Origin of the sequence: Paraburkholderia podalyriae, from assembly GCF_014397785.1 — a bacterium.
GTDB lineage: Bacteria > Pseudomonadota > Gammaproteobacteria > Burkholderiales > Burkholderiaceae > Paraburkholderia > Paraburkholderia podalyriae.
This window is the reverse complement of sequence record NZ_VZQQ01000157.1, coordinates 1-4,088: the sequence shown is the minus strand read 5'-3', so window position 1 is coordinate 4,088 and position 4,088 is coordinate 1. Positions and strand designations below refer to the sequence as shown.

General features: G+C 60.7%; 4 protein-coding genes. 2 read left to right on the top strand and 2 right to left on the bottom strand.

Annotation, left to right across the window (positions count from 1 at the left end; all coding sequences use genetic code 11):
• Positions 1-147, top strand: a 147-nt coding sequence (locus tag F6X42_RS43655) for a DUF6429 family protein (protein WP_222945925.1), incomplete at its 5' end; no start/stop codon positions are given.
• A 74-nt stretch (positions 148-221) separates the two neighbouring features.
• Positions 222-1,025, top strand: a complete 804-nt coding sequence (locus F6X42_RS41875; RefSeq protein ID WP_187639621.1) for an IS5 family transposase — start codon at positions 222-224, stop codon at positions 1,023-1,025.
• Positions 1,026-1,488: 463 nt separating this feature from the next.
• Here F6X42_RS41875 and F6X42_RS41870 read toward each other — a convergent pair whose 3' ends face one another.
• Both F6X42_RS41870 and F6X42_RS41865 read right to left on the bottom strand, forming a co-directional pair.
• A complete protein-coding gene (locus F6X42_RS41870) occupies positions 1,489-2,640 on the bottom strand; it encodes an IS110 family RNA-guided transposase (protein WP_187639620.1) in 1,152 nt (383 codons plus the stop codon).
• A gap of 819 nt (positions 2,641-3,459) precedes the next feature.
• The gene (locus tag F6X42_RS41865) at positions 3,460-3,699 is read right to left on the bottom strand and encodes a hypothetical protein (RefSeq protein ID WP_018423128.1); all 240 of its coding nucleotides are present in this window, start codon (positions 3,697-3,699) and stop codon (positions 3,460-3,462) included.
• Positions 3,700-4,088 lie beyond the last annotated feature (389 nt).

Here is a 4,088-nt window from a genome sequence, read left to right as displayed (position 1 = left end):
GATGTGCTGAACCGGCTCTACGAACGGGGCTTCATCGAAGACCCAGTCAACAAGACGAAGTCCGTGATCTTTACCGAAGAAGGATTGCGCGAGTCCGAACGGCTCTTTAATCAGCACTTCGTCATTCAAGGAAGACCGGGAAATTGATTCAACGAACTTCTAACTCACGACACTAGAGCGTGTTAGGCACTTTCTGTCAGACCTGGTAACCTGGCGGGATGATAGAACGCAAGCCATACCCGACAGATGTTTCGGACGAGGAATGGAGCTTCGCCGCTCCGTATCTGACCTTGATGAACGAAGCTGCACCGCAGCGCCGATACGAACTGCGCGAGATGTTCAACGCGCTTCGCTGGATGGCGCGCGCGGGTGCATCGTGGCGCATGCTGCCGACGAACTTTCCGCCGTGGGAAATGGTCTACCAGCAAACGCAGCGCTGGCTGAACGCGGGTTGTTTCGAGGCGATGGTCAACGATTTGCGCTCGGTGCTGCGCGTGGCACAACAGCGTCAGGGCCAGCCCAGTGCGGTCATTCTGGATGGACGCACATTGCAGTCCACGTGTGAAAGCGGGCCGCGTGCGGGCTACGACGGTTACAAGCGCAAGCGGGGCAGCAAGGTTCACATGGCTGTCGACACACTGGGGATGCTGCTCGCGGTGCACATTACACCGGCCAACGAGCAGGAGCGCGCGCAGGTGGCCGAGCTTGCGCGTCAGGTTCAGCACGTCACCGGTCAGACGGTGAAACTTGCGTTTGCTGACCAGGGCTATACGGGCGACACTGCTGCACAGGCCGCACGTGATGAAGGCATTGAGCTGCAGGTCATCAAGCTGCCTGAGGCGAAGAAGGGCTTCGTGCTGCTGCCCCGCCGCTGGGTGGTCGAGCGCAGTTTCGGCTGGCTCAACCGCTTCCGGCGGTTGGCACGCGACTACGAGCGCCTGCCCGAAACCCTGGCAGGTCTGCACTTCGTCGTCTTCGCCATGCTCATGCTCGTTCATGCTGCACCGATTATGAAAAGTGCCTAACACGCTCTTCTATGGGGAACTGAAAGTCAAGCCCGGTTGATGATAAACATTCTGTCATGCGAAGTAAGCCTCCTTGTTCGGTCTCTACCGCCAGCCTGCGCGGTCACTTACCATGACCAGACGCCAGCCTGCGCGGTCACTTACCATGACCAGACGCAGGCTGGCGGTAGAGACCGATGCGTGAAGGACGGTACCGACGCTCATCGCGTAAGCCCTGTTGCAGCCTGACATGTCAATGTCATTCAGGTCAGGGTATCTGTTGACCGGTCAGTGCCGGGTCGACCTTCTATCCGTGCCGACCTGACAGGCCGGTCACCTTATGCCGCATGCGCGAAGCGCTGGAGCTACCCTGTTACCGACGCGCCCCATCTAGGGAAACGGCCACCCGCAGTGGGTAGCCCGAGCGTGTTTCGGGCGCGTTGACCTTTACATGCTGTTGCTGCATCCGACGTCATTCAATCATTCAGGCCCTCACGGTGTTGATGTCGCGCGGCTTGAGTATCGCGCCGACGGGGATCTCGCCGTACTCGAGATAACGCCACAGGGCGATCGCCAGACGGCGTGCGAGCGCGACGATACCGATGCGCCGCATCCGCTTGCCGGTACCGGCAAAGCGCTCGTTGAACCAGTGGCTGAGCTGGCTGCCGGGCTGCAGGCGCAGCCAGCTCCAGGCGAGCTCCACCATCAGCCAGCGACATCGCCAGTTGCCCGCCTTGCTGATACCGAGTTCAACCTCGCTGGTGCCGCTGGCATACGGCGTGGGCGTCAGGCCCAGACAGCCGGCCAGTTCGCGACGGTTGCGAAACTGCCGCCAGCCGAACAGTTCCCTGACCAGGGTCCACGCGCTGCCTGAACCGATGCCAGCAAGCTGTGCGAGCAGCGCCATGGCGGGATGTGCGCCGCTGCGCACCTGCCGGTCCTGCTGCACTTCGAGCAGGCGGATTTGCTGGCGCACCAGCGCGAGCCGCTCACATTCGCGCTCAATCTCGTCGCGCAGACCGGGCGCCAGCAGCTCGCGCTGACGGGTCCACCAGTGGGCCCAGATGCGACCGCCAACAGACCTGACCCGAAGGTTGTGCAGTACCAGCAGGGAACTGATCCGGTTGGTGTGCGCTGTACGCTCTTTCCGCAGGCGTTCGAGTTCGCGGTGCAGGCGGCGGTCGTCCTCCTGCTCGGGTGTGGGAATGCGTGCCACCGCCCACACGCGCCGCTCGCCCGCGTAATAGCGCATGAGCATCGACAGCAGCCTGTCGCTGTCAAGCCGGTCTGTCTTGGCGCGACGCGCACGGCGGTTCACCTCGATGCTGGCCGAATCGACCACGAGATTGACGATGCCCTGTTCAGTCAGCCAGCGGTGCAGCCAGAAGCCGTCGCGGCCTGCTTCATAACAGCTGTAGACGGGTGCGTCGGCGCCGAGATGGCAACGCGCCCTGGCGTTGGCGATGGCGGTGAGAACCGCCGTGGTATCACCGGCGGCGACCGTACAGCGGCTGGGTGCGCGCTGGCCATCACCCAATGAAAGCTTCCAGTTCTTCTCGCCCAGTTCAAATGCCATGTACAGGCGGCCACCTGTCGTCGTATTCTGCCCACGGAGGGCTGTGTCAGGCGCATCCATTTGCGTGCTCCTTCGGAGAAAACGAGTGTGCAACTCCCGTTTTACTCCAGTCGGGCTTACTGTCGCCGCCCTCCCACATAGCATCTAGGAAGCGTTGGCCTTTCGGCGCTCGGACGTGGACTTGGAACGTGGCCTGCTCACGATCCGTCAGAGCAAGTTTCGGAACTATGCCGCGTTCGAGGCAATGCCGATCAGGCTGGGACGCGGACCGCAAAGTGCCGGCAATGAGCCTAGCAGGACGATGTTCACGAGTCGTCCGGATCGGCATAGCTTCGATGGCTAAAGACCTTTAAGAAACGTTGCGAGCTTACTATCAGGTCGGTATCGTACGGGCTTGCCATCATGTGGCGCATTGGCGAGAATTTTCTCCTTCAACTCCAGACTGGCGTCCAGGTACATCTGGGTTGTCTGGGGGATTCATGGCCCAACCACATGGCAATGTTGAATGGATCCACGCCGCCTTGCAGTAATTACATGGCTGCCGTATGCCGATTATATCGTTGGGTAGATTATCGGCACGCGACTGCCATGCACCTGCTTCAGGCTGGCGTTGACCTCACGGTCATTGCGCTGTCGCTGGGTACGAGAACCCAGCGACCATGCACATGTACATAGAGGCAGACCTGGCCATGAAGGAAAAAGCCCTCAGTACGCTTCAATTGCTCCACAGCAGGCAGCGGTGCTACCGGCCCACCGACCGCGTGCCGCAGTTTCTCGAGGGCTTGTGATTTATGCTCGGCCACGTGAACTGACCCGATCGGTGAGCCCTGCAATGCTCAGGAATTCAAAAGCGCGCGCGGCACGGTCCCGTACATCGATTCATATCGGCACCCACGCCGCACACTCCGTTGTCCTCAACGACAAACCGTGCATAATTGCGGGGCGTCCATAATACGTCTCCTCGATGACCACCAGTTCTTCGCGATGCGGCGCCATTGCGGCGCGGATCTGCAACGCGTCGTTGGGCAACCGCGTCTGATAGACGATGTGGTCCACCTCATCGCTGACCACGACCACACCGTTGTTCGAGTGCAGGTCAATTCCGCTAAACTTTTTCATGCCGGCCTCCTGTGCGTCACGTCGGTGTCGCAACCCTGACTCTACCCCAGCCGTCCTACCGGAACGGCGCGAGGCCGGCTATATGATTATCGGAGCCTCACCAGCCGCACGGCGCCAGTGCTTGATCAAACAAAGAAGTCAGACGCCTGCCGCCGCGGCGAAGTCGCGCTGGGCGCGCCGTCGGGCCAAGGACTACGAGTTGCTTCGCCTGCGGTAGACAGAGATATGACGTTGGGATTGTTCGGTAAACGCACCCCTCGACCTTGTGATTACCCACTATTTTCACGCCCCAACGAGTATCCAATCTGGATGTCGACAAGACGATGCATGCCGCGCCAGATGACTTTATTGCCGGGCGGAGGATCGTTGGCGCGTGCGAGATAGCCGCC

What these genes read in the sequence shown, in the direction of transcription:
- F6X42_RS41865 (WP_018423128.1), bottom strand. Translation starts at nt 3,699, where the DNA reads ATGAAAAAGTTTAGCGGAATTGACCTGCACTCGAACAACGGTGTGGTC.
- F6X42_RS41870 (WP_187639620.1), bottom strand. Translation starts at nt 2,640, where the DNA reads ATGGATGCGCCTGACACAGCCCTCCGTGGGCAGAATACGACGACAGGT.